The sequence below is a fragment of the Mesorhizobium sp. B1-1-5 genome (genome assembly GCF_006443065.1).
Lineage (GTDB): Bacteria > Pseudomonadota > Alphaproteobacteria > Rhizobiales > Rhizobiaceae > Mesorhizobium.
The window spans coordinates 1-1,991 of the sequence record NZ_VFWS01000257.1; the positions used below are offsets into that span (position 1 = coordinate 1).

At 62.5% G+C, this 1,991-nt stretch carries 1 protein-coding gene; it reads left to right on the plus strand.

Annotated features, from left to right (window positions below):
* Positions 1-431: 431 nt before the first annotated feature.
* Entirely contained in the window at positions 432-1,922 is a 1,491-nt protein-coding gene (locus FJ980_RS30125; RefSeq protein ID WP_140547249.1) for a replicative DNA helicase, read from the plus strand.
* The last annotated feature ends 69 nt before the right edge of the window (positions 1,923-1,991 follow it).

Consider the following 1,991-nt stretch of genomic DNA (forward strand, 5'->3'; position numbering starts at 1 on the left):
GACAGGTCACGGAATGGATCCTCGGGTCTGCGCGCGTCGCTTCGCTCCTTGCTCCGCCCGTGGATGACGACTTGACCGACATTTCGGCTAACCTCGAAGGTTGGTGAACGCCCAAAAGAAGCAACTCGTTACCTTGGAGATCAGCCGAGGACGTCCGCGATTCTCTGCGCGAGCGGATGCGGCTGGTCGGTTGCGTCCGACGACAATCGGTCGCCCGAAATGTTCTTGCTTCGTTCCGTAATTGCAACTAAGAATCGCCGCTTGCCGAGTCAACCGGAATCGGGCCCCCGGAATACTGTCCTGTGGATGGTTTGTCGATCCTGTGAACATTGGGGCATCAAGCTGGTTGGACCGAGGGGTGTTGCAGAAAGGTCAGCACCGAATCTTCCCGTTCTGGTATCGAGGACAGCGGGATCGAAACCGGGGATATCATGGCAGAGGCGGCACTGAAATTCGGCGCGGCGGAAACGCCGCTCTATCGCGAGGCACCGAATAATATCGAGGCCGAGCAGGCGCTGCTCGGCGCCATCCTCGTCAACAACGACGCCTTCTATCGTGTCTCTGATTTCTTGAAGCCGGCGCATTTCTACGAGCCGCTGCACCGCCGCATCTTCGAGATCGCGGCCGAGCTCATCCGCATGGGCAAGATCGCGACGCCGATCACGCTCAAGACCTTCCTGCCGGCCGACGAGAAGGTCGGCGACATGACGGTGGCGCAATATATCGTGCGCCTCGCTGTCGAGGCCGTCACCGTCGTCAACGCCACCGACTATGGCCGCGCCATCTACGACCTTGCGACGCGCCGCGCGCTGATCACCGTCGGCGAGGACATGGTCAACATCGCCTATGACGCGCCGGTCGACATGTCGCCGTCCGACCAGATCGAGGACGCCGAGCGCCGGCTGTTCGAGCTCGCGGAGACCGGCCGCTACGATGGCGGCTTCGAGAGCTTCAACGATGCGGTCAAGACCGCCGTCGACATGGCCAACGCCGCCTATATGCGCGACGGCCATCTGTCGGGCATCGCCACCGGACTGCGCGACCTCGATCGCCGCATGGGCGGCCTGCAGCCCTCCGACCTGATCGTGCTCGCCGGACGTCCGGGCATGGGCAAGACCTCCTTGGCCACCAACATCGCCTTCAACATTGCCGAGGCTTACGTTCCGGCGCAGCAGGCCGATGGCAGCTTCAAGGCCGCCAATGGCGGCGTCGTCGGCTTCTTCTCGCTCGAAATGTCGTCGGAGCAGCTGGCCACCCGCATCATCTCCGAGCAGACCGAGATCTCGTCCTCGAAGATCCGCCGCGGTGAGATCACCGAGATGGATTTCGAAAAACTGGTCGCCTGCTCGCAGACGATGCAGAAGATCCCGCTGTTCATCGACCAGACCGGCGGTATCTCGATCGCGCAGCTTTCCGCCCGCGCGCGGCGTCTGAAGCGCCAGCGCGGTCTCGATCTCATCGTCATCGACTATATCCAGCTGATGCAGGGCTCCTCCGCGCGCGCCTCGCAGAACCGCGTGCAGGAAATCACCGAGATCACCACGGGCCTGAAGGCTCTGGCCAAGGAGCTCGGTGTGCCGATCATCGCGCTGTCGCAGCTGTCGCGTCAGGTCGAAAGCCGCGACGACAAGCGCCCACAGCTGTCGGACCTGCGCGAATCCGGCTCCATCGAGCAGGACGCCGACGTGGTGCTGTTCGTCTATCGCGAGGAGTATTACCTCAAGAACCGCGAGCCGAAGCTCGGCACCGAGGAATACATCAAGTGGGAAAACGAGATGAACGAGGCGCGCGGCAAGGCCGAGTGCATCATCGCCAAGCAGCGCCACGGACCGACCGGCACCGTCAGCCTCGCCTTCCACGGTGAATTCACGCGGTTCTCGGATCTGGCGGAAGAGCATCATCTGCCGGAGAGGTTTGAGTAGCGTTTTGGCAGAGGCCTCATTCTTTCACCCCCCTCTCTGTCCTGCCGGACATCTCCCCCTCTAGGGGGG